Annotated in this window: 20 protein-coding genes; 17 read left to right on the top strand and 3 right to left on the bottom strand. The window is 61.0% G+C overall.

The window, feature by feature from the left end:
* Positions 1-46: 46 nt before the first annotated feature.
* From ACIP02_RS25060 to ACIP02_RS25045, 4 genes are read left to right on the top strand one after another with little or no spacing between them, the layout of a single operon-like run.
* Positions 47-856, top strand: coding sequence for a shikimate dehydrogenase family protein (locus ACIP02_RS25060; protein WP_400622091.1), 810 nt, complete (start codon positions 47-49; stop codon positions 854-856).
* Between the two features lie 4 nt (positions 857-860).
* The gene (locus ACIP02_RS25055; RefSeq protein WP_400622088.1) at positions 861-2,594 is read left to right on the top strand and encodes an FAD-dependent oxidoreductase; all 1,734 of its coding nucleotides are present in this window, start codon (positions 861-863) and stop codon (positions 2,592-2,594) included.
* The gene (locus ACIP02_RS25050; RefSeq protein WP_400622086.1) at positions 2,579-2,899 is read left to right on the top strand and encodes an NIPSNAP family protein; all 321 of its coding nucleotides are present in this window, start codon (positions 2,579-2,581) and stop codon (positions 2,897-2,899) included. The genes ACIP02_RS25055 and ACIP02_RS25050 overlap by 16 nt, the downstream gene beginning before the upstream one ends.
* 40 nt (positions 2,900-2,939) lie before the next feature.
* The gene (locus tag ACIP02_RS25045; RefSeq protein ID WP_400622083.1) at positions 2,940-4,613 is read left to right on the top strand and encodes an FAD-dependent oxidoreductase; all 1,674 of its coding nucleotides are present in this window, start codon (positions 2,940-2,942) and stop codon (positions 4,611-4,613) included.
* 9 nt (positions 4,614-4,622) lie between these two features.
* Here ACIP02_RS25045 and tssM read toward each other — a convergent pair whose 3' ends face one another.
* The 3 genes from tssM to vasI are packed head-to-tail and all read right to left on the bottom strand — an operon-like array spanning position 4,623 to position 10,248.
* Positions 4,623-8,240, bottom strand: a complete 3,618-nt coding sequence (gene tssM / locus ACIP02_RS25040; protein ID WP_400622080.1) for a type VI secretion system membrane subunit TssM — start codon at positions 8,238-8,240, stop codon at positions 4,623-4,625.
* Entirely contained in the window at positions 8,237-9,721 is a 1,485-nt protein-coding gene (tssA, locus tag ACIP02_RS25035) for a type VI secretion system protein TssA (RefSeq protein WP_400622077.1), read from the bottom strand. The genes tssM and tssA overlap by 4 nt, the downstream gene beginning before the upstream one ends.
* Positions 9,709-10,248 carry a type VI secretion system-associated protein VasI gene (gene vasI, locus ACIP02_RS25030; protein ID WP_400622074.1) on the bottom strand — a complete coding sequence of 180 codons (540 nt, stop codon included), beginning with the start codon at positions 10,246-10,248 and terminating at the stop codon, positions 9,709-9,711. Before vasI ends, tssA begins: the two co-directional genes overlap by 13 nt.
* A gap of 409 nt (positions 10,249-10,657) precedes the next feature.
* Between vasI and tssB the strand changes: the two genes are divergently transcribed.
* The 13 genes from tssB to ACIP02_RS24965 form a co-directional block, all read left to right on the top strand.
* The gene (gene tssB, locus ACIP02_RS25025; RefSeq protein WP_400622071.1) at positions 10,658-11,161 is read left to right on the top strand and encodes a type VI secretion system contractile sheath small subunit; all 504 of its coding nucleotides are present in this window, start codon (positions 10,658-10,660) and stop codon (positions 11,159-11,161) included.
* A 16-nt stretch (positions 11,162-11,177) separates the two neighbouring features.
* Positions 11,178-12,668 (top strand): type VI secretion system contractile sheath large subunit, encoded by a 1,491-nt coding sequence (gene tssC, locus ACIP02_RS25020; RefSeq protein WP_400622069.1) that lies wholly within the window; start codon positions 11,178-11,180, stop codon positions 12,666-12,668.
* Positions 12,665-13,075: a type VI secretion system baseplate subunit TssE gene (tssE, locus tag ACIP02_RS25015; RefSeq protein WP_400622066.1), complete on the top strand. Its 411-nt coding sequence runs from the start codon at positions 12,665-12,667 to the stop codon at positions 13,073-13,075. The genes tssC and tssE overlap by 4 nt, the downstream gene beginning before the upstream one ends.
* Positions 13,076-13,079: 4 nt before the next feature.
* Positions 13,080-14,846 (top strand): type VI secretion system baseplate subunit TssF, encoded by a 1,767-nt coding sequence (gene tssF / locus ACIP02_RS25010; protein WP_400622063.1) that lies wholly within the window; start codon positions 13,080-13,082, stop codon positions 14,844-14,846.
* Entirely contained in the window at positions 14,810-15,826 is a 1,017-nt protein-coding gene (gene tssG, locus ACIP02_RS25005) for a type VI secretion system baseplate subunit TssG (RefSeq protein WP_400622060.1), read from the top strand. The genes tssF and tssG overlap by 37 nt, the downstream gene beginning before the upstream one ends.
* Entirely contained in the window at positions 15,823-16,386 is a 564-nt protein-coding gene (locus tag ACIP02_RS25000; RefSeq protein WP_400622057.1) for an FHA domain-containing protein, read from the top strand. The genes tssG and ACIP02_RS25000 overlap by 4 nt, the downstream gene beginning before the upstream one ends.
* Positions 16,383-17,180, top strand: a complete 798-nt coding sequence (gene tssJ, locus ACIP02_RS24995) for a type VI secretion system lipoprotein TssJ (RefSeq protein ID WP_400622054.1) — start codon at positions 16,383-16,385, stop codon at positions 17,178-17,180. The genes ACIP02_RS25000 and tssJ overlap by 4 nt, the downstream gene beginning before the upstream one ends.
* 46 nt (positions 17,181-17,226) lie before the next feature.
* On the top strand, positions 17,227-18,564 hold the full coding sequence (tssK, locus tag ACIP02_RS24990) for a type VI secretion system baseplate subunit TssK (protein WP_400622051.1): 1,338 nt from the start codon (positions 17,227-17,229) through the stop codon (positions 18,562-18,564).
* Positions 18,506-19,435, top strand: coding sequence for a type IVB secretion system protein IcmH/DotU (icmH, locus tag ACIP02_RS24985; protein WP_400622048.1), 930 nt, complete (start codon positions 18,506-18,508; stop codon positions 19,433-19,435). The genes tssK and icmH overlap by 59 nt, the downstream gene beginning before the upstream one ends.
* A gap of 122 nt (positions 19,436-19,557) precedes the next feature.
* Entirely contained in the window at positions 19,558-20,073 is a 516-nt protein-coding gene (locus ACIP02_RS24980; RefSeq protein WP_400622045.1) for an Hcp family type VI secretion system effector, read from the top strand.
* A 72-nt stretch (positions 20,074-20,145) separates the two neighbouring features.
* Positions 20,146-22,314: a type VI secretion system Vgr family protein gene (locus ACIP02_RS24975; RefSeq protein ID WP_400622043.1), complete on the top strand. Its 2,169-nt coding sequence runs from the start codon at positions 20,146-20,148 to the stop codon at positions 22,312-22,314.
* Positions 22,311-23,243, top strand: a complete 933-nt coding sequence (locus tag ACIP02_RS24970; protein WP_400622040.1) for a DUF4123 domain-containing protein — start codon at positions 22,311-22,313, stop codon at positions 23,241-23,243. Before ACIP02_RS24975 ends, ACIP02_RS24970 begins: the two co-directional genes overlap by 4 nt.
* Positions 23,236-23,498: toxin VasX (locus ACIP02_RS24965; protein WP_400622037.1), on the top strand; the 263-nt coding region annotated here is incomplete at its 3' end. The genes ACIP02_RS24970 and ACIP02_RS24965, both read left to right, overlap by 8 nt.

Below are 23,498 nucleotides of genomic sequence, written 5' to 3'. Positions count from 1 at the left end.
TCTGCCCCACCCTTGCCTCCACATAAACGCCAATAAGGAGGTCAGCATGATTCGTGGTTCCACTGAACTGGTCGCCATCGTCGGTTCGCCCATCGCCCAGGTGAAGTCCCCGGAAAACTTCAACACCTGGTTCGCCAACAACAACTGCAACCTCGCCATGCTGCCCATCGACCTGCACGAGGCAGCGCTGGGTAGCTTTGCCGATGCTTTGCGCGGCTGGCAGAACCTTCGCGGTTGTGTTGTCACCGTGCCGTACAAACAGGCCCTGGCCAGCCGTCTGGACAGCCTGAGCGAACGTGCAGCAGCCTTGGGCTCGGTCAATGTCATTCGCCGTGAGCGCGACGGGCGCTTGCTGGGCGACAACGTGGACGGCGCCGGCTTCCTGGGTGCCGCGCGCAAGCACGGCTTCGCGCCGATGGGCAAGCGCGCCCTGGTGATCGGTTGCGGCGGCGTCGGCAGCGCCATCGCCTATGCCCTGGGCGAAGCCGGTATCGCCAGCATCACCCTCAACGACCCCAGCACAGCGCGCATGGGCGCTGTGTGCAAGCTGCTCGGCAATGCCTTCCCCGGGCTCACGGTAGGCACGCAGTTCAACGGGCTGGAGGACTTCGACCTAGTGGCCAACGCCTCCCCGGTCGGCATGGGCAGTAGCGCAGAGCTGCCATTGTCTGCCGCCCTGCTGGCCACCTTGCAGCCCGCCACCCTGGTCGCCGACGTGGTCACCTCACCCGAAATCACGCCACTGCTGAACCGTGCCCGGCAGGTCGGCTGCGCAACCCAGACCGGCCCGGAAATGGCCTTCGCCCAACTCGGCCACCTTGGCGCCTTCATGGGCGTGACGCCGCTGGAGATCTGAAGCCATGGCGACTGATGAACACAGGCTACACAACGTTGACCTGGTTGTGCTGGGCAGCGGCGCGGGTGGTTTTGCCGCTGCCGCCACGGCGGCCCGCCGCGGGCTGAACGTGCTGGTGGTGGAAAAGGCTAGTCATTTTGGCGGCACCTCGGCGATTTCCGGCGGTGCGGTATGGCTGTATGGCACCGACCAGGCCCGCGCCGCCGGGGCCAAGGACACACCCGAGGCCATGCGTACCTACCTCAAGCACGTCATCGGCGACGGCTACGACCCCGTCTTGGCCGATGCCTTTATCGAACAAGGCCATCAAGCCCTGCGTTGGCTGGAGCAGAACACCGAGCTGCGCTATGCCCTGCGCCCGCACTCGCCGGACTACTACCCGGACGCCCCCGGCGCCACCCAGTTTGGCCGGGCGCTGGAAATGGTCGAATACGACGGCAAGCACCTCGGTGCGCGCTTCAAGGACCTGCAGATGCCACCGCCCGGCATGCTGCTGTTCGGCGGCATGATGGTCAACCGCGTAGACATCCAGCATTTCCTCGGTATTCGCCAATCGCCCAGGTCCCTGTGGCATTGCCTGAAACTGATGGCGCGCTATGCACGGGACCGGCTGCAGCACCCGCGTGGCACCCGGCTGACCACCGGCAACGCCTTGATCGCCCGCCTGGCCAGCAGCGCCTTCGCCCACGGCACCCAGTTGTGGTTGCGCAGTGAGGCCGTGGAACTGATCGTCGAACGCGGCGTGGTCATTGGCGTGATCGTGCAACGCGAGGGCCGCCGCGAGCGGGTAATGGCCCGCGGCGGCGTGGTGTGCGCCATGGGCGGGTTCGCCGCAGGCGCTCTGGCCGCAGGTTACCGCCCGGCCCAGGGGGCGCCGCACCTGAGCATGTCACCTGCCGGCAACGACGGCGCCGCCCTGCGCCTTGGCGAGGCCGTTGCGGCCGCGGCGGGCGAAGGCCTGGCAGCCAACTTTTTCTGGGCACCGGTTTCCGAATTGTGCCATGCCAGTGGCCAGCGCGAGCGCTTCCCGCACCTGGTTACCGACCGCGCCAAGCCGGGCGTTATTGCCATAGACCCTGCCGGGCGGCGCTTCGTCAACGAGTCCGACTCATACCACCACTTCGTGCAGACCATGTTCGCCAAGGGCATTGCCAGCTGCTGGCTGGTCTGCGATGCCGAAGCAATGAACCGTTACGGCCTGGGCCTGGCGCGACCCAAGCCAGTGAACAACCAGGCGTTGATCGATGCCGGTTACTTGCACCGGGCCGCAACAGTACAGGCTCTGGCCCAGGTGATCGGTGCCGACCCACAGGTATTCGCGCAAACCCTCGAGCAGTTCAACGCCGATGCCCGCAACGGCGTCGACCGCACGTTCGGCAAAGGCGGCAATAGCTACAACCGCTACATGGGCGACCCGCAGCACACGCCCAACCCCTGCCTGGCGCCACTGGCCAGCGGGCCGTTCTACGCCATTCGCATCCATACCGGCGACCTGGGTTCGGCCCGTGGCCTGGTGACCAACGCCGCAGCCAACGTGCTTGACCGTAACGGCCAGCCCATCACCGGCTTGTACGCGGTCGGCAACGACATGAATTCACTGATGAAGGGCACCTACCCCGGCCCTGGCATCACCCTGGGCCCTGCCCTCACCTTCGGCTGGCTCGCTGCCAACCACATCACCGCGCGCCTGCAGGCGCCGACCACCCACATGGAGACCCCGGCATGTACTACGAACTGAGAACCTACACCCTCGACCCACTGAAAATGGCCGACTGGCTGGCCCTGTACCAGAGCCACGCACTGGAGGTGCAAAGCGAACACCTGGGCAACCTGGTGGGCTTTTTCACCAGCGAGTTCGGCGACGTCAACCAGGTGATGCACATCTGGGGCTATGCCAGCCTCGACGAGCGCATGGCACGCCGTGCAGCCATGGCGGCGGACCCACGCTGGGCCGAATTCTCGCGGCGCAACCGCGAGCTGGGGGCGGTAGTGCGCCTGCAATCTCGGCTGCTGCGGCCGACCGGTTTTTCGCCGCTGCAGTAAGCCTTGCCCTTCTCTCCCGACGCACTGGTGGAACACTTCCATGCAACCCCTCGAATGTGACGTACTCGTCATCGGCTCCGGCGCCTCCGGCCTGGCTGCCGCCGTTACCGCCGCGCATCACGGCCTGCACGTGATCGTTGCGGAAAAAGCCAGCCAGTTGGGCGGCACCAGTGCCTGGTCGGGGGGCTGGTTGTGGATACCGCGCAACCCGCTGGCCATCGACGAAGGCATCATAGAAGCCGACGATGCCCCGGAACGCTATCTGCGTGCGCAAACCCACACCCGCGAACTGGACCCGCGCCAACAGGCGTTCTTGCGTCATGGCCCGGATATGGTGGCGTTTTTCCAGCAGCACACGGCCGTGCAGTTCCAGAGCGGCAGCCGTATGCCCGACATGCGTGAAGGAGACGGCAGCGCACGCGGTGGCCGTTCACTGTGCGCGCTGCCCTACGACGGGCGCTTGCTCGGGCCTTGGCTGTACAAGCTGCGCCCACCATTGGACATCGTCAGCCTGGCCGGCATGGGCATCGCCGGTGGTGCCGACATGGCCGCCTTCTTCAACGCCAAACGCTCGCCCAAGGCCGCGCTGCATGTCGGCAAGCGCTTGCTGCGCCATGGCCGCGACCTGCTGCTGCACCGGCGCGGCCAGCAGTTGGCGAATGGCAACGCGCTGGTGGCACGCCTGCTGCGCAGCGCACTCGATCTTGGCGTAACCTTGCTGACCGACAAACCGGCCACTCACCTGTTGGCTGAAGGGCGCGTCAAAGGCGCGCAGTTTGCCGACGGCCAGCTGATCCAAGCGCGCCGGGGCGTGGTGCTGGCTTGCGGCGGCTTCCCGCATGACCGCCAGCGCATCGCGCAACTGATGCCGCATGCACCGGAGGGTGGCCAGCATTACTCGGCCGCCCCCAGGGAAAACAGCGGTGACGGCCTGCGCCTGGGCGAACAGGCCGGCGGCCTGGTTGCTACGACTGCCGCCCATGCTGGCGCCTGGGCGCCGGTATCGCAGGTGCCACGCCGCGATGGCAGTGTCGGCCACTTTCCGCACTTGGTCGACCGCGCCAAGCCCGGCTTCATTGCGGTGCGTCGCGATGGCCGACGCTTCGCCAACGAAGCCGATTGCTATCACGACTTCATGAACGCGCTGTTTGCCGCCACGCCACCGGGCGAACAGCCGGAAGCGTGGTTGCTCTGCGACCATGCCGCGCAACGTCGCTATGGCCTTGGCTGGGCCAAGCCCTTTCCCTTCCCTGCACGCTTTTATCAACGCTGCGGCTATCTGCAGGTTGGCGCCAGCCTGGCGCAACTGGCGCAGGGTTGCCGGATTGATGCTGCGCAGTTGCAACGTACGGTCGAAGGCTTCAACCAACATGCCAGACAGGGTGAAGACCCCGACTTCCAGCGTGGCGCATCGGCTTACAACAGGGCGCAGGGCGACCCCATGCAAGCGCCGAATCCGTCGCTGCGGCCACTGCTGAACGGGCCGTTTTACGCGGTCAAGCTGTTGCCTGGCAGCCTGGGCACCTTTGCCGGTCTGGCAACAGACCCTACGGCCCGCGTGCTGGACCACGCGGCGCAGCCGATTCCCGGGTTGTATGCGGTGGGCAACGACATGCACAGCGTGATGGGCGGGCACTATCCGAGTGGTGGTATTACCTTGGGGCCGGGGATGACTTTCGGCTACCTGGCAGGCAAAACGTTGTGCGGGCTGTAGGCTCCATTTTCATAACGACTGCTCATCCGACAGCACCACTTGCATGCCATTGACTGGCTGTTGCAACAAGCCTCGCGGCAAGCGGAAGTCTTTGAAGGGTTGCTGGGTAATGGGATTGAAGGCCTTTTCTGCATTAAGCCGATAGCGCATCACACCATCTCCGGCCCTGAAACTCAGGTCCACACTGGTCGCTGTGCGGCCATTGAGCGCGCCACGGCTGAGCAAGCGGAACATCGACCACGGACCACGGTACTCAAGGCTGCTGCTGTTGCCGTTCTGCCTCAGCAGCGTCAGGTTGCTACGCACGTGCTGCCCCAGCGTGTTGGGCCAGACAATGCCAATGATGTGGCTCGGACCATGGGTGTATGAAATCAACTGGCCGTCGAGGTCCAGCAGGCTGGTACGTTGATTCGCGCTCAGCCCCAAGGGTTCGATGCTGAACTGCACGCTCAGGTTACCGCGCTGATCAAAGAAGGTTTCGCGGATGCGGTCGGCCAGTTCCAGCTGTTCGATCACATCGCTGCGGATCAGCGACTGCCCTTTCTGACCCGCCTGCAGGGCTTCGAGGTTGTCCTTCAGGAAGACCTTCAGGTACTGGTCGTGGAACTGTTGTAGCCGCCCCTTTGGCCCGAAGAATGCTTCAAAGTCGTCCAGGGAGGCATCAGGCGCTTTCACCACAAAGGGATAGCGGCCGGCCAGGCGCTGCTGGAAGAAGCTGTACACCTCGGCATCCCAGCGGCGCTCCAGCTCACGCAGGGCTTCGACGTTCAGTACTTTTGCCGTTTGATCGGCCAGTTTCCTGACTTGATGGTTGATCGGCTCTGGCAAGCCGTTGGCCACCCGCTGCAAAGTGCCAATGGGGTCCTGGCCTGTCATCGAGAAACGTTGATGCACAGCCTGAAGTGCCGCTTTACCTCTGTCCGGGCTGCCCTGCACCGCCTTGGCGTAGTCGTGAACAGCGGCAATGGCACCAAGGGTTTCATCGTAGTAGCTGGGCTTCTCCCCCGTTGCTCGCAACATGGCGCTCAGCCCTGCGAAGGCACGCTGAATGGCCCACGCCTGTTGTTGTTCGGGCTTGCCGGTTGTCGGTTGCAGTGCTCCAGATGCCTCAGGTGCATCAATGTTCACAGCAGATGTCAGCGAGGTGTTTTCCTTCACGGTATCCAGCAGCCGATGCAGGGGGGCCGCAGGCCCGGTGAACTGCTGCAGGATCGCAACGCCATGATCAAGATCGCGGAAGTCCGCCACCGAAAATGCATTCAGGGCACGCCGCCAACTGTCGATGAAGTCGGCGCTGTACAAGTTACGCAACCGTTCGCTCAGCGCCACGCGGTCGGCATCCGAGTAATCCAACTGGCCGCGCTCTCCCAACGCCCACTCATCGACCATCGCCAGTTCGGCGAACCGCTGACTACGGGGTTCGAAGTACTCCTTGAAGCCCTTGGCCGTAAGCATTGGCGCCAACAACACGTCTTCAACCGGCCTGGCACCGGCAGATGGCTGATACACCACATCAAAGGCCGGTCCGACCTGATTGCGCAGGTCCAGGCCTGTATGCAACTTCTCTGCGGTCTGCTGTTTAAGGCTCGCATAGACCCGTTCTGGCAGCGGTAGCCTGCGCAAAGTCTGCTGCACTTCGGCGATACGCTGGTTGTACTGTGGCAGTTCGGTGTCGGCATAAGCCAAGGCATACTTCAGGTGCCGCATGAGGTCGCCTTGCAGCTGCCCCTGGCCTGGGAATTTTTGCTGCCACTGGCGGGCCATCCACGGCTCGACCCACCCGGGCCGGCGACTTTGGCGATCTTCCAGCATCCGGTAAACCCTGAGAGCAGCCATTTGCTCCTCACTGCCTGGCGGTGCCGCGTTCATGGCTTCGATTACCCCGCTGGCCAGGGCCGGCAGGAAGCGCCTGGAGAGCAGGCTTAGGTAAGCCTCGTCGACGCGAGGGCCGATGGCGCGCCCCTGATACAGGCCTAAATCGGCGACACCCGGCCACGCGGCGCGATAGTCGCCAAACACCGATACCGCGTCGCGGATCTGGTCCAGCGGCTCCAATAAATTGCGCCCGGTCGGGTCCAGCCGTTGGTCCACTTCGTGATGACTGTATTCCCTGCTCTTGGCGAGCACGCTGGTAGCCTTGGCGCCATTGATATCAAAGTAGCGTTGCCAACTGGCGATGCCGACACACAACGCCAGCACGCCTACGCCAGAGCCAACCCAGAGTAGCTGCCGCTTGTTGCGCGCCACCCTGATGTTGTCCGCGGCAAGCCCGGATTCCGGGTAGATGACCCGCTTGAACGCATGCTGAATGAAATAGGCCAATGCCTTGCCCTGCGCCTTGCCTTCAAGCACTGGAAGCTTGGTCTGGTAGGGTTGCGCCGCCTCACGCACGAAGGCATTGAGCATGTCGCCTTGCTGTACGACCGAAGACCAGTACACGCCACGCACCAAGGCCGGCGTGGTGAACCGATCACTTGCCAGTGTTTCTTTCAAAAAGCCAAGCAGTATCGGGCGCAGCCCGACCAGTTGAGCGTGCAATGAAAAGAGGCTCGCTCGCAATGGCGCACTGCCCAACGTATCGAGCCGGTCCACAACCTGCTCGAACAATTGGCTGATCAACTGATCGTAGCCATTGCCATATTCGTCCAGCCAGGCGTCGAATGTCCCGCTCGAATCGAGCTTGAAGGTAAAGCCCAGCATCTTTTCCCGTGTGGCGGCAGGAAGCCCGGCGTAGAGCTGGTCAAAACCCTCCAGCAGGTCGAACTTTGTCAGTACTACATATAACGGCAAGCGCGAGCCCAGCTGGCTGCTTACTTCGTACAACCGCGTGCGCAACACCTGCGCCAATGCAACGCGCTGCTCAGGCGTGCCGTGCAACAGCGCGGGCAGGTCAACCACCAGCAACACGCCGTTGAGGGCCCGCTGACTGCGGTTGCGAAGTAGCCAATCTAGCAGGTGCTGCCACAATTTGGCCGGCGTAGCGGGCGGCACTTGCGATGAGTTTGCTTCCTCGACGGGTGAGGCTGAGCGCGACGCCTGGCTGACGAAGGCACCCGGTGGATCGATGATCACTGCATCGTTACTGATCCACCAACCAATCGGGTAGGCCAGGGCTTGCGCCTGTCGGCCACGCGCCTGCGCCTTGTCGATCCGGGTCAGCGAAAAACTTTGTTCGGTACGGTCAATGAAGCTGGTCTTGCCTGCGTTCTGGTCGCCCACCACCAGGTACCAGGGTAATCGGTACAGGGCACGCCGCCCACCGGCATTGTGCAGAAAGCGCGCAAGCCGCTGGTCCAACGCCTTCTCTTGCGCCTGAACGTATGGCAACGTTTGGTCCAGTTCGGCGGCCACTGCCTGATTACGCTCTGCCTGCAGGCGGCGATTACCTCTGCGCAACACAACAAGCCAGCACAGCAGCGGCACCAGCACAAGCACCAGACTTGCCAGCCCTCGATGGGCCATGCTGGCCAACGGCTGCTGCTCGCGCCACGTCCATTGCGGGCCGAGCCACCAGATGGCAACCAGTATTAGCACAGCACCTAGTCCAAGCAGCAGCGGCATGGCCAGACCTATGCGGGTCACCAGGGGCAAGCCCCAGCGTTTCAAGAGCTTCCACAACTGATTCATCGTGATTCCCGTTCCTTGTTCCGTTCAGCCTGCATGGGCGGCGCCGCATACTGTTGAAGACGTTGAAACACCTCTGGCTCCCAGGCGCTGGCGGTGGTTTCCTGCATCGTTCTGGCGACACCTGCGCACAAGTCCCGTGCCAGCCAGGACACACCCCGAGCGGCTAACAGGTCAGCGGCGATGACGGTGGTATGGCAGCGCTCACGGGGGGCGTGGAAATCTGCCTGCAGCCCCTGCAACCGGAGCAAAACCGGCTCTACGCCGCCCGTTTCCAGTTGGCTGACCAGTTCCTCGCGCAGGCTGACAAATTCCTGGGCGGCAGCACCCTGACCGGATACGCCTTGTGCGCCCTTGAGCCACGCCAGGCATTGGTCATCGACAAACACCTTGCCGTCGCTGAAGCACAACTGCTGCAGTGCCGGCATGCGCAGTACAAACCGAGCGGTCGCGGCGCGAATGGCTTCAGCCACCTCGCCCATGGCCAGCCGAGTGGCGGCGGTTGCCGCCAGGAAACTGCCGCGTATCCAGTAGGGGCAAGCCGTCAGGCTCTTTTCGATACGCAGGAGCAGTGCCGTGTCAATCGCGGTGCCTGCAATGGCCTCTTCATAATCACCGGCAATGTCCTGTGGCACGGCCATCAGCTCTGTTCGGTTGCCTTGCTTGGTTTGCGGCGCCGCCTGTATATGGGCCCACAAGCCGAACCGACGGAGCTGGTAGCCCGTCGGGTCGTATGGGTCCTGCTGATTGATCAGCTCGGCCATGGTCAGCACGGCCCTTCGTGATTCACGCTCGTTGCCCAGCGACACGCGAGGCATCGGTTTCGCGATGACCTCGGCCAGCGGTGCAGGTTTGATGCTCGCCGAAGCGGTCTTGACCGAGGCTGAGGTCAAGGCTGTAGGAGACTCGCCCACGCCGTTGGCAAGCTCTGTGTATTTGCCAAGAAGGCGCTCAAGCTCACCCAGCAGCGCTTCATCCAATTGCACAGCGGCTTGCTGCCGCTGCAGCCGTTGCAGCGCGTCCTGTGCGGTCGCCGCGTGAGCGGGGCTGTAGGTGAAGCGGTCGAGGCGTGACAGCGCTTCGATCAGACGATTAAGCATCAGGGCAACCAGCTTGCGCTTGCCCAGAAAGCCTTTGGGGCCAGGTTTCGGATGTGAGCCTTCCCAATACTGATCGACCAGACCGGCCAACAGTACCAAGCTAAAGCCCCAGCGCTGCCAGCATTGGCTGCGCAGCCAGGCGACACTCAGGTGTGCGGCGATGCGCCAGTGCTTGCACTGCTGACCCAGGTACTGCCGGGAGGCTTCTTCGATGTAGACCCAGTCGATGGAAGACTCCTGCAGCCCACCCAGCTTGACCATTTCCTGGTCAATAGCCTGGTAGGTTTCGTCCTCTACATCAAACAGGCCGGCGGGTGCCTGCGCGTCGACGGGTGCGAGCAGCCTGGCAATCTCCTGCGCGTTGACCTCTGCTACCAGCGACATGTTTTGCGCGCCTCGTCGATGAGCGGGTCCAGACCTTGAGCATCGAAGATCAACCCGTCGACTGCCGGGTTATCACTCTCGACCAGGATGCGATGAGCGCCAATCAGCTGCTTGATCTGCTCGATGCCCGGTAAGCCTCTGCCGGCGTCAAGCACCTGGCCGTTCTCCGTCACCTGCCAGGGTGTCGGCACTGTTGCGCCACGCTCCCCTCGCAAGCGGATCGTCACGCGTCCGGCATCGATGGGCTGGGCAGTGACCAGTTGCAACCTGGAGATGTTCTGCACACAGCTGATCACCAGGTAGGGGTGCGGGGTAACCGACGCAATCGCAGGCGCGGCGATCATGAGCCCGTGTTCTTCAGCCCTCAGGCGAAACGTCAGGTCATCTGCTGCCCGCCCCGCCTCATGGGCCATCACGCGGTGCAACGTGGGCGAGTCCTGCTCCGGTGCAGACCATTGCACAAGCACAAGGTGCGCAGGCGTTCCGGCGGAATTATCGAAACATGCCAAGCGCTCCAGGTTGGACACGATCCGTGGGCAATCCTGATCGGAATACGCGGATGTCGGCATATAGCCAAGTATCAGCGAAAGACTTACGCCACAAGCACTTTTACCAATCATTGTAAGAAAATTCCCTCTCAATAATACATACACCCTATTCCATGAGCGCATCTAAATACTCACCCATAAACATTCCACTCCCCATAAGCTGGCGAAAGCCTAGCCGATAAAAATCACAGGCCACAAACAAATATTTTTTTACACTTTCGCGCTCGACTAGATAACAAGACCGACGGCATGGTTTTTAGGCGAGCATTAACAACGCCCGCCATTTTGTTTATAGCGCACATCGATATGAAGGAAATTTCCTACAAACCAAACGTGAAAATCAGAAACAACTATTAGGAACTACTACAAACCAAGGAGAGATTCTGCAATGTCAAAATCCACAGGATCGGTTGCACCCAAAGAACGAATAAACATCAAGTACGTGCCCGCCACCGGTGATGAAAAAGCCGAAGTAGAGCTGCCGCACAAGATGATGGTGATGGGCGATTTCGGCCTGGATGATGCCCGTGCGCTGGAAGACCGGCCGGTCATGCGCATCGATAAACACACCTTCAACAACGTGTTGAACGATGCCGGTGTCAACCTGGCCATGGCCGTGCCCTCCGAGCTCAGCACAGCCCCCGACGCGGAACTGGCGGTCAGGCTGCAATTCAAGTCCATCAACGATTTCGGGCCAGACCGCATCGCTCGCCAGGTGCCGGAGCTGAACAAGCTGTTGGAGCTACGCGAAGCGCTGGTCGCCCTGAAAGGCCCGCTGGGCAATGTGCCTGAGTTCCGCAAGCAATTGCAGCACCTGCTGAACAACGAACAGGCGCGTAAACAACTCGCCGAAGAACTGAACCTGGTGCTTGAGGCACCCGAAGAACACTGAGACAACGGAGCGTCCCATGCCAAAGCCAACCCGCACTACTGTTGCCGTTGAAACAACGAGCGAGCCACTGGGCAACGCCACGTTGCTCGACCAGATCATGGCCGAGACCAAACTGGTACCCGCACAAGAGGGCTACCAGGTTGCTCGCCAGGGTGTATCTGCCTTTATTGCCGAAATACTCAAAAGCCATGACCCTGATCAACTCATTAACAAACACCGCGTCGATCAAATGATTGCGGAGCTGGACCGGGTGCTCAGCAAACAGATGGACGCCATCTTGCACCAGCCTGAATTCCAGCAACTTGAATCGGCATGGCGCAGCCTCAAACTTCTGGTTGACCGCACGGACTTTCGCGAGAACATCAAGCTTGAAGTCCTGCATGTCAGCAAGGAGGACTTGCTCGATGACTTCGAAAATGCTGCCGACATTACTTGCAGCGGCATGTACAAACACGTTTACACCGCGGGTTATGGTCAATTTGGCGGCGAGCCCGTTGCGGCAATGGTTGGGAATTACAACTTCGGCCCCTCTTCCCCTGATATCAAACTGCTGAGCTACATGGCCTCCGTAGGTGCCATGTCGCACGCCCCCTTCCTCGCAGCACCGTCCCCGGAATTCTTCAATTTGAACAGCTTCGAAGAGCTGCCCAACCTGAAGGAGATCAAGGACATCTTCGCCGGGCCACGGCATGCGAAGTGGCGTGCGTTCCGTGAAAGTGAGGATGCCCGCCACACCGCACTGACCGGACCGCGCTTCATGCTCCGCTCGGCCTATCACCCGCAGGAAAACCCCGTCCACAGCTATCACTACCACGAGAACATCGACGGGGAGCACGATAACTACCTGTGGGGCAACGCTGCCTTTTTGCTGGCCAGCTGCATCAACGACAGCTTCGCCAAGTACCGCTGGTGCCCGAACATCATCGGCCCGCAGTCGGGCGGTGCTGTCGAAGACCTGCCGGTGCACCTGTATGAGGCCCTGGGGCAGTTGCAGGCCAAGATCCCCACCGAAGTACTGATTTCCGACCGCAAGGAGTTCGAGCTGGCCGAAGAGGGTTTCATCGCCTTGACCATGCGCAAGGACAGCGACAACGCCGCGTTTTTCTCGGCCAACTCCGTGCAGAAGCCCAAAAACTTCCCCAAGACCCCCGAAGGGCTGCAAGCACAGACCAATTACAAACTCGGCACCCAGCTGCCCTACCTGTTTATCGTCAACCGCCTGGCCCACTACATCAAGGTGCTGCAGCGCGAGCAGATCGGCAGCTGGAAAGAGCGTAAAGACCTGGAGTCCGAACTCAACAAGTGGATCAAGCAGTACGTCGCCGACCAAGAGAACCCGTCAGCCGATGTGCGCAGCCGTCGCCCGTTGCGTGCTGCGCGTGTCGAGGTGTCGGACGTTGCCGGCGATCCGGGCTGGTACCAGGTTTCGCTCGCTGTGCGCCCGCACTTCAAGTACATGGGCGCGAATTTTGAAATCTCACTGGTCGGCCGGCTTGATACCCAATGAGTGGTTTCTTTGATCGCTTGGTGACGCATCGGTCTGTAAGCCGCACGCCCTCTCGGCAAGAGAACGCTGCCGAGAAGTTTGCCGCCATCAAGCACCACCTGGAAACGCTGCTCAACGCACGCCAGGGCTGCTCACAAAGCAGCCCTGAGCTGGGCCTGCGTGACTTCAACGGGCACGACGCAAGCAGTGGCGACCTGCTGAAGCAGGTGAGCGCCGACATTCGCCGCACCATCCGGCGTTTCGAACCGCGCGTGCACGTGCGCTCGCTCAAAGCGATGCCTGATTGTCACGCCCCGCTGGAATTGCACTTCAGGCTGGACTGCCATGTGCTGGTCAACAACCACAAGGAGCAGCTGCAACTGGAGCTGCTGGTCAACGGCCATAGCCGCTACACCCGAGTGAGGTGAACCGATGTCACTCAAGGATCGATTCAGCGAAGAGTTGCGTTACCTGCATGAGCTGGGCAACGACTTCGCCAAAGACAACCCACAACTTGCCCGCCTGCTGGGCAAGGGCGGCAGTGACCCGGATGTCGAACGCCTGATGGAAGCCTTTGCCTTCCTCACAGCCAAGCTGCGGCTCAAGCTGGAGGATGACCTGCCAGAGCTGACGCACCCCATGCTGCAGCTGCTGTGGCCGAACTACCTGCGCCCCCTGCCGAGCGCCACGATCATACAGTTCACGCCACGCAAGCAAGCGCTCAGCCAGTCGCAACGCATAGCCAAGGGCTCACGGTTGTTTTCCAAACCCGTGGACGGCGTGCCTTGTGAGTTTCGCACTTGCATGGCTGTGGACATCCACCCGTTCGAGATCGAATCGGTGAGTGCCACCCAGACGCTTGACAGTTCAGTGGCGCGCATCGGCCTCAGCACCTTGGTCGAGCGACCATTGAACACCCTTGGCTGCGACAGCCTGGATTTCCACCTGAGCGGTGATACAGAAACTGCCCGGACGCTGTACCTCTGGATCGCTCAATACCTCAAGCATGTCGCAGTGACGATCAATGGCGAGGTCCGTCGGCTGCCAGCCAGCAGCATCATCTTCCCTGGCTTCAGTTCGAACGAAGGGCTGCTGCCTTACCCGCAGAACGTTTTCGACGGCTATCGGATCTTGCAGGAATACTTTGTATTTCCGAAGCGCTTCAACTTCTTCCGCGTAACCGGGCTGGAGAAAGTCTGGACCGATCAGGCCACTCAGCAGGTGAGTATTGAGCTTCATTTCACCCGCCAGCTACCTGACGCGTTGCGCATCGGCAAAGCGGATTTCAGCCTGTTCTGCACCCCGGCTATAAATCTGTTCAGCCACAGCGCCGAACCGATCGACTTATCCAACCGGCACGCCCCGGCCGACCTCACGCCCAGAGGTAAAGAGCGGCACGCCTATGAAATATTCAGTGTCGATCGGGTCGTCAGTACCCGCACGACAACAGACGGTAATACCGGCGAACACCTGCGGACCTTCCGCCCCTTCGAGTCGTTCGCCCATGAGATCGAACATGTTCAAGGGCGCGCGGCGCTGTACTACCGCTACACGCTTGAAGACTCGCTGCTGGGCGATGGCGTAACGCACCGTATCGCCTTTGTTCGCGCGGATGCCAATAGCTATATCGGCGAACTGGAAACGGCATCCATCGACCTGACCTGTACCAACCGAGATCTGCCACTGGCATTGAAGGTCGATGACATCAATGTGACTTCCGAGGTCACGCCGCCCCTGGCCAGCTACACCAACCTCTGTGCGCCCACCCGCCCCTGCAGGCCGGTACTGGACGGCCAATTGCAGTGGGCGCTGATCTCCAACATGTCGCTCAACTACTTGTCGCTGCTTTCGGCCGAGCCGCTGAAAGCGGTCATCAATGCCTATGACTTCGCCGCCCTGCATGACATCCAGCAATCCCGAACCACCCGCAAGCGGCTCGACGGCATCCGCGATGTTCATACAGAACCCCTGGATTGGCTGATCAAGGGCCAGCCCATTCGCGGTCTGCGCACACGGCTGAAGCTGGATCAGGCCGCATTCCTCTGCGAGGGCGACCTGTACCTGTTCGGTTGCGTGCTCGCGCACTTCTTCGCCCTGTACGCCAGCATCAACTCCTTCCATCAACTGGAAGTGATCAACACCACCAACAACGAGCACTACATATGGCCTATCCAGACCGGCAAACAACCGCTGATCTAGCCGACAAGTTGCTCGCCGAGGCACACCAGTACAACTTCTTCCAGTTGCTGGAACGCCTTTACGGCTTGCACGGGGATGACCTGGAACCGCGTTGGCCGGACCAGGTCACCCGGCTGCGCGTGCGGCTGGGTTGTGACCCACGGCTGACCTTTCCCGTGTCCGACGTTTACAAAGCCGAGCGCATGCCTGAAGAAGCAGACCGCTATCGCGTGTGCACCACCTTCATGGGCCTGCACGGCACAGACTCGCCCTTGCCTTCCTATTACCTGGAACAAGTGGCGTATGAACATGCACATGGCATCGGCGTGCGGCCGGCGTTCCTCGACTTCTTCAATCACTACCTGCTCAGCCTGCTGCACCGCATCTGGCGCAAGTACCGCTACTATATTCGCTTCCAGCCGGGTGCCAGCGATGGCTTCTCCCAATACATTTTTGCCCTGCTGGGGTTGAACGACAAACAGCTGCGCGGAGATACGGCGCTGCCCTGGAGCCGGCTGCTCAGTTTCGCCGGGGTCATCGCCAGCCGCAGCCGTGCGCCGGGCACGGTCGCCGGCATCATCGCCCACTGCTTCGACCTGAAGCAGGTGCACATCCGTGAATTCGAAACACGCTCGGTTCCCACTACGGCCAAGCAGCTGGTCAGCCTGGGTCGCAGCAATGGCGAGCTGGGCAACTCCTTCATGGTCGGCAGCCGCACGCGAACCCGTAGCAGCAAGTTCACCATCGTGATCAGTGAACTCAACCAGGAACAGCTGCGCGACCTGTTGCCCAGCGGCATTAACTTCAACCGCCTGCGTGCACTGATCGACTTTCTATTACGCGATGGCCTGGCCTATGACCTCGAACTGCGCCTGAAGCAGAACGCGCTATCACCGTTCTGTCTGCACCGCAGCCAGGGCGCCCACCTGGGCTGGACCAGCTTTGTTGATGACAGCCACGGCAAGTTCAGCCCCGTTGTGCGGTTCCGGGGGCGCTCATGAGCCTGATGACCTTGAGCATCACCAACCTTGAACAGTTGCAGCATAACGTCACTGCCCGACACCAGTTCGATTGCACCGGCGGCACCATCGGGAGCGCAGGGGCTACCTGGCTGATCGATGATCACGAACAGACTGTTGCGCCGATTCATTGCGAGATCCGCTGGCTCGAAGGCGGCTTCTGCGTGATCGACCGATGCCAGCGCACCTACCTCAATAGCAGCCTCGACAGTTTGGCGCCGCTCGCTGCTCGGCGCCTGCGGGAGGGTGACCGGCTGCGCGTTGGCGCCTATCAGCTGCAGGTGCAGCTGGCACAAGCTGATGTGCGCTCACTGGAAGAACTGTTCAGCCCTGACCAGAAATCCCTTGATCAATGGCTCCTCGATGTACCCGCCGAGGCTGGGCAAACCGCTTCAGCCAAGCGCCCGGTCGCCGTCGAAATCTGCTCGGTCTTTGAACCGGGTAACGGCAATGACCCTTTGGCTGCGCTGGATGCAGTGGAGGTCAAGTGCACTGAGCAAGTCGATCCTTTGCAGTCCCTGGAAGCGGGAGCACACCCATGAACCGCCAACAGTTTTCGTTAATGCCGCTACTGATTACGCTGCTCGCCATACCTGGCTGCACCACATGGGACAGAGCCAGCCAAGTAGTGATGGATCATTCGCTACCGATTGGGCCGCCCAAGGATCACCCCACCCAGGTCGCGTTCAGCATCAACGCCAGCCCGACACTCAACGGCAACCCTCACAGCGTCGAAACACCAGCCGAGCAAACAGGCGCCCTGGAACCCAGCCCCTACGCAGTCAGCTTAAGTGCGGGCGACCCTTACGCCTTGACCGAGAAAGTCGGGACGCTACTCGAACACCTTCAGGAACTGTTCCCGGCAATGTCGCCTGTCGCGATGCCAGTAGACGAGGACGATGATCTGAGGCGTTCGCCTATGGAGGAAAGTACGCCCGGCCGCTACGAAGACCCGACCGTGGTGCTGACTTTACCCCACACCACCGCCGTAGGTACCGAACCTGTCGCCACGCCGATGGCCATCAAGGTTCTGCAACTGCGCGACGACTCACTGCTGCGCAACAGCGTCTATGAACTGCTGGACAGGGATCCGGCCAAGGCGCTGCGTAGCACCTACGTCCGCGATGACGACTACCTGCTGCGGCCCGGCCAGTTCAAGTTCATCCCCTTTGCCCCCATCGAGCCCGAGACCCGCTTCGTCGCGGTGATCGCCGACTACCGCAACCAGGAAAACGCCACCTGGAGCCAGGTATTGCGCATCCCACCTCGCGGCCACCAGATCATCCTGTCGGTGTTGCTCAACGACACGCAGGTCCTGCTCAAGGAAGAAGACTGATGGCAGCCCAGCCCTTCTCATTGACTCACGCTGACACGGAGCGCTCATGAGTTCACGTAACCCTGTCCTGTGGCCTGAAGGCCTATTCGTCAAACCGCAGCATTTCCAACAAGCGACCCGGGCCAGCGAAGCGGCCCTGCACCAACGCCTTGGCAGCCTCAATGCGGCGTTCTACGGGTTCAGCGAACTGCAGTTGAACGACGAGTACCTGAGCCTGGGCAAAGTCGCCATCACCCGTGCCCGCGGCATCATGCCGGACGGCACGGTGTTCGATATCCCGGCAGACTCGCCGCCCCCACCACCGTTGGAGATCGACGACGACGGCGCCAAAGACAGCGAGATCTACCTGTGCCTGCCGCTGCGTACCGAAGGCGGCCGGGAGGTGAGCTGGCCCGACAACGCCGCCAACTTTCGTTACAGCGCCCAGCCGCAGGAAATCAAGGATACCCACAGCGCCGACGGTGACCTGGTACAGGTCGACCTGGCAGTGCCCAACCTGCAGCTAAAACGCAAGGCCGACGACAGCAGTGCCTATACCCGCCTGGCCTTGGCCCGTATTCTGGAACGGCGCCCCGATGGCAGCCTGCAACTGGATGAAGGGTTCTACCCCACCAGTGTTTCAGTACGTGCCATACCGGCGCTGCAACGGTTCCTGGAGGAAATCACCAACACCCTGCGCGAACGCGCGCGCAACCTCGCCGCCCGCATCGGCGCCTCCGGCCAGTCCGGAATCGCCGACATTCGCGACTTCAACCTGCTGCAGGCCATGAACCGCTGGTGGCCGTGCTTCCAGCACCTGGCCAGGCAAGGTCAGACGCACCCCGAGCAATTGTACCTGTGCATGAGCCAGGCCTGTGGTGAGTTCGTCACCTTCACCGACGAGACTCGTCTGCCGCAGGAATACCCTGCCTATCACCACACCGCACTGCGCACTTCGTTCAAGCCGTTGGAAGAAACGCTGCGCCGGGCACTGAGCACGATACTGCAACCTCGCGCCGTGTCGCTGCCACTGGAGACGCTGAAGTACGGTGTGATGACGACAACCCTGGAAGACCGTCGTCTGATCGATCAAGCCGACTTCATCCTGGCAGTGCGTGCCAATCTGCCGCCGCAAACGTTGCGCCAGATGTTCGTACAGAAAGCCAAGATCGTTTCGCTGGAGTCCCTGAACGAGGCCGTGCCGCTGCAACTGCCGGGTATTCCATTGGTGCCGCTGCTCGTGGCGCCGCGGGAGCTGCCCTTCCATGCAGGCTTCGCCTACTTCGAACTGGACCGTCACGACCCGACCTGGGCGGGCATGAAGACATCCAATGGTTTCGGCATTCATGTCGCGGGCGAATTCCCGGGGCTTGAACTGCAGTTCTGGGCAATCAGGAGCGAGTGACATGGAAGCGAACAACACCTTCCCCACTGATCCGGCACGGGTTGAGAACAAACACCTGCAGACGAGGATTGAAGCGTCATTGTTCGGCGCCTCATCCACATCAGCCGTCGATGAAGGCGCTGAGCGATTGCGAAAGCCAGCGACTGTGTACACAGGCTACCCAGCTGATCCAGATTTCCAGCTGCGGGGCGGCTACGCAAACCTGATGCTGGACGCCGCCACACCACTGTTCGGCCTGGTGATACGCCTGCGCACCCTCGACTCCTTGCCCAACATCAAGGACGTGCAGCAGCAGGTACGCAACCAGATCGACAACATCAGGGAAGAAATGCGCCAGCACGGTTACGAGCACACCCAGCTGCTCGCGTACTCGTACGGGCTGTGCCTTTTCATCGATGAGGCGGTCATGGAACGGCCCTGGGGCAAAGCCAGCTGCTGGAGCCAGGAACCCCTGCTGAGCATCTTCCACGACGAAACCTGGGGTGGGGAAAAGATCTTCACCGTGCTCTCCCGCCTGATGCAGGAGCCCGCACGCTACCAGGATGTACTGGAGTTCATGTACTTCGCCCTGTGCCTGGGCTTGAAGGGCAAGTACGCCATCGCGCCGAAAGGCGAAGAGTCGCTGAACGGGCTCATTCACCAGCTCCACGGGATCATCCGCGAACTGCGCGGCCCCGTGCCGGAATCGGTCGGCGATCCCTACACCAACGTGGCCCCCCGCAACTTCCGCATGAACCGGCAATGGCCGTGGTGGAGCCCGTTGTTGATTTCCGCCACTGCCCTGGCGGTGGCCTACGGCATCTACAGCTACCGCCTGCACCTGATCACCACCGAGGTGCTGGAGTCGCTAAACGGCATTTTGCAGCAGTAAATAGCCAACAACCGACGCAATTCAACGAATTGACGAGGCGAGTGCTTCGTTGACAAGTCCATCGTTTCCGATGGCCACGCCAGTGCGCGTGCTTTATCCACATGGACGCAGGAGAGACTGCCATGCCAACACCCGCTTACATCAAAATCGAAGGCCAAACCCAAGGCAACATCACCGCAGGCGCCTTCACTTCCGACTCGGTGGGCAACGTGTTCGTCGAAGGCCATGAAGACGAGATCCTGGTGCAGGAAATCAAGCATCAGGTGACCGTCCCCACTGACCCGCAGAGCGGCCAGCCTGCCGGTCAGCGCGTGCACAAGCCGTTCATCTTCACCAGCTCGCTGAACAAGGCAACCCCGTTGATGTACCAGGCCCTGTCCAGCGGCGAAATGCTGCCGACCGTTGAAGTCAACTGGTACCGCACTTCGGTGGAAGGCAAGCAGGAGCATTTCTTCACCACCAAGCTGGAGGACGCCACCATTGTCGACATCAACACCACCTTGCCCCATGCACAAAACAAGGAGAACGCTGACTTCACCCAGTTGATCGAGGTTTCGATGGCGTACCGCAAAATCTCCTGGACCCATATCACCGCAGGCACCGAAGGCTCCGACGACTGGCGTAAACCGATCGCCTGACCCGGCTGAGCATCCCTGGCAGGCGCGCCCTGCCAGGGGTTTTCGAATTCTCAGACGGCGGAAGGATTGCTTATGCCTAGCCAATCTGATTTGCGTTACAGCTTCCAGCCTCTGGTTGGCGAAGCTGAATTTGAAGTGGTGTCGTTCGAACTCAGAGAAGGAATCAGCACGCCCTTCGAACTGGAGCTGACACTGGTCAGCTTCGAAAACGATATCGACTTCGGTCATCTGCTCGACAAGCCAGTGCTCTTCACCCTCTGGGAAGGTGAACGCCCGGTGCGTCATGTGCACGGCCTGGTCAGCCGCTTCAGCCAAGCTGAGAGTGGTTTCTACCGCACCTACTATCACGCACTGGTCGAACCACAGCTGGCCCGTGCCGGTCTGCGCTCGAACTGGCGCATCTTCCAGCAGAAGACCGTGCCACAAATTCTTGAACTGATGCTCAAGCGCCAGGGCATCAACCAGTACGAACTGCGCGCGAGCATGGACCACCAGGTCCGCGAGTTCTGCGTTCAGGCCGGCGAAACGGACTTGGCGTTCATCGCGCGCCTTGCTGCAGAAGAGGGCTTCGTCTATCGCTTCGCCCACAGTGAAAAGTTGCACAAGCTGATCATCACTGATCGGCTGCAATCACTGGGTTTGATCAGTCATGGGGCCATCAAGGCCGAAGACGAAGACGAGGGTTTCTACGATGACGATGAGCCGATAGATCCCAACACCGTGCTGTACCAGTCAAACAGCGGCGGCGACCAGCCAAAACCCTGTTTGCGCCGCTTGAGCTACAGCGAACAGGTACGCACAGCACGCCAGGTTCAGCGCGACCACACCTTCACCCATCCAGCCTACCGCCAGGAGCACAGAGCCGCCGGCCCTTTCCTGGAGCACCAGTCCGCCGATTACGAGTATTTCGACTACCCCGGCCGCTACAAGCGCGATGTCGTAGGTAAACCGTTCACTGAAAACCGCATAACCGCCCTACGTCACGATGTGCGGCTGGCGGAAGTACAAGGTGATGACGTGCGCCTGCAACCGGGCCTGAGCTTCAACCTGACAGGTCACCCACGTGACGACCTCAACACCCATTGGCGGGTGAAATCGGTCAGGCATAAAGGCACCCAGTTCACCAGCCTGCAAGAAGAAGCCGCTGGCGTCGATCAAAGCACCCGCTACGAGCAGACCGCAGTGCTGGTACCCGGTCGAACCGAATGGCGCCCTGCTCCCCTGGAAAAGCCACAGGTAGACGGGCCACACATGGCCACCGTGGTCGGCCCGCCTGGCGAGGAAATCTACTGCGATGAATGGGGTCGGGTGAAAGTCAGCTTCCCCTGGGATCGCGAAAGCCAGAACAACGCGTTGAGCTCCTGCTGGGTCAGGGTATCCCAAGGCTGGGCGGGTGGCAGCTGGGGCGCCATGGCCATTCCACGCATCGGCCAGGACGTGATCATTCAGTACGTCAATGGCGACCCTGACCAACCGATGATCACCGGGCGCACGTACTGCGGTGATCAGCTACCGCCGTACGACCTGCCCCGGCACAAGACGCGCATGACGATCAAAAGCCAGACCCACAAGGGTATTGGTTTCAATGAACTGCGCTTTGAAGATGAGCTGGGCCAGGAAGAAGTGTTCATCCACGCACAGAAAGACCAGAACATTGTGGTCAGGCACGATGAGACGACCCAGGTCGGCAATGACCGCAAGAAAGAAGTCAACAACGACGAGTCGATTCTGATTGGCCATGACCGTACCGAGACGGTTGGCAATGACGAGCGCGTCAGTATTGGGCAAGACGCCGCGCTTGATATCGGTCGAAACCAGATCATCAAGATCGCCAAGGACCGTGTTGAAACCATCGGCAATCACCGCCACGACCAGATCTCTGCCAATCATCACACCCGCATTGGCGGCAACCTCGAGCAGCAGGTCGAAGGGCATGCCGAGCTTGAAGCCGGCGTCGAGATCCGCAGGCGAACACGCCGCTATGAGCTGAGGACGGCGGAGGCAGTGATCATCCGAGGCCCTGGTGGCTCCATCCAGATCGACGAGACAGGCATCACGCTCGACGGCCCGACAATCCGCATCAATGGCCAGTTGCTGCAATCGGCAGAAGGTGCAGGCAACCCGTTTTCTATCAGTAGCGCGCCGGTCAATGGCAAGCCCCTGGACCGCCAGTGCGGGCGCCAACCCGATGGCTCCTGCCCCTTGCCCGACTGCCGCTGCAGCAGAGGGCCAGGCCGATGAAAACAGTGCACTCAAACACGCTGCCAAGTGCGGACTTCGCAAACAACGCGCGTTTTTTGCTGCTTCTTACCCGCACGCTCGAGTACTGGGCCTATAGGCCAATATCGCAAATACTCGAAAATGGAGAGCTGGTTCCGGCCTATGCCCCTTCGGTGCTCGAGCTTATCAATGAAGTCAGCCGCAATACCCAGCATGCGTGGGTGTGGCGACGCAGTGCCCTGGACGAACGTCATGACTTCGGGCCTTTGTTGGTAGACGTGTCAGACGCGCCTGAACTGCTTGCTTACGCAATCGCAACCTGGATGCCCGTTGGCGCCGCCATCGCGCTGGATGCCGATACTGGCCTTGCCGAGCTGGCAAACCATTTCACCAGCCTGGTGCAAGTCTCGCTTCCGGATCACGGGTTGGCCACTTTCGAGTTCAGACCCGACCACCTCGAAGCCTGGTTGGATGCGCTGGATGACGAGCATCGGGCGGCCTGGCTCGGGCCTGTGACTTCGCTGGCCTGGCGAGTCAACTGGGGGCCGGCCCACACGTGGAAAACCCTTGATCGCAGCCCGACCTCTGTCCGTTCCTTTTCGCAAGCCCCGTTGCTGCTGAGCAAGCTTGAACTTGAGCGGCTGCAAACAGGCATGCACGAACACTTCGTGCTGACGTTGGCGCACGAAGTGTCGGCCCTGCCACAACACGACAGCCACACGCTGGCCGATATCAGGCTTTGGATTGAAACCCTGCTGCCACAACTGAAAGCGCTCAACTTTCGCAACGAGGAAGTCGCCGGGCAGTACATCCGGCTGATCGCCAGACATATGTGGCTCATGAGTGATGAACAAGCCGGGAAGATCTACACCAACCTTGAAGAATCACCTCAAGGTCGCCTTCGCGAACTGCACACACTGATCGAAAGCAGGGAGACCAACCATGAATGACGCGAGTGTCAGCAGCGCCACCTCCGGCCCCGCCTGCAGTGCACGTATCCCCATCCTGCCGGTGCGCTATGCCATCGTGCCGCGCACCGGCGACATGCCCACCTGCCGCTATGCCGGTTCAGGTTTCAACCTCGAGCAAGGCTTCGGACCGCTGCAACACTCCGCCTACACCCTGCGCGCGCTGCGCCTGGGCTATGTCTATGTGTTCATGAAAGGCTCGCTGGGCGAACGGCTGGTCATTCACGAATACGTTGG

The organism is Pseudomonas sp. NPDC089408, from assembly GCF_044749445.1.
GTDB lineage: Bacteria > Pseudomonadota > Gammaproteobacteria > Pseudomonadales > Pseudomonadaceae > Aquipseudomonas.
The sequence above is the reverse complement of the archived record's forward strand: the minus strand, read 5'-3'. Positions and strand labels throughout refer to the sequence as shown.